This window comes from Salifodinibacter halophilus (assembly GCA_012999515.1).
GTDB classification, from domain to species: Bacteria; Pseudomonadota; Gammaproteobacteria; order Nevskiales; family Salinisphaeraceae; genus Salifodinibacter; species Salifodinibacter halophilus.
On record JABEEB010000682.1, the window covers coordinates 1 to 238 of the forward strand.

1 protein-coding gene is annotated in these 238 nt (G+C 66.0%); it reads left to right on the forward strand.

Features of this window, described 5'->3' with window-relative positions; genetic code table 11:
• Positions 1 to 238: hypothetical protein (locus HKX41_13300; protein NNC25111.1), on the forward strand; the 238-nt coding region annotated here is incomplete at both ends.

The following is a 238-nucleotide window of genomic DNA, read 5'->3' on the forward strand; positions in this document are numbered from 1 at the left end:
CCGAGGGCGAGGTTCTGGTCCGCGTCGAGACGCTTTCCGCTTTTGCCGGGCACGCCTTGCTGACTGGATTCGGCGTGTCTGGGTCGACCAACGACGGGCCGCAGCGCATCCTCCTGCGCCCGGGTGGCAACAACGCCAGCATATTGACATCGCAGGACGACGCGCCGGCTGGCTGGGCCAAGCCCAAGGTGCTCAAGTACACGCTCGCGGCCTCGGGCGCCAAGAAGTTGGAAAATCC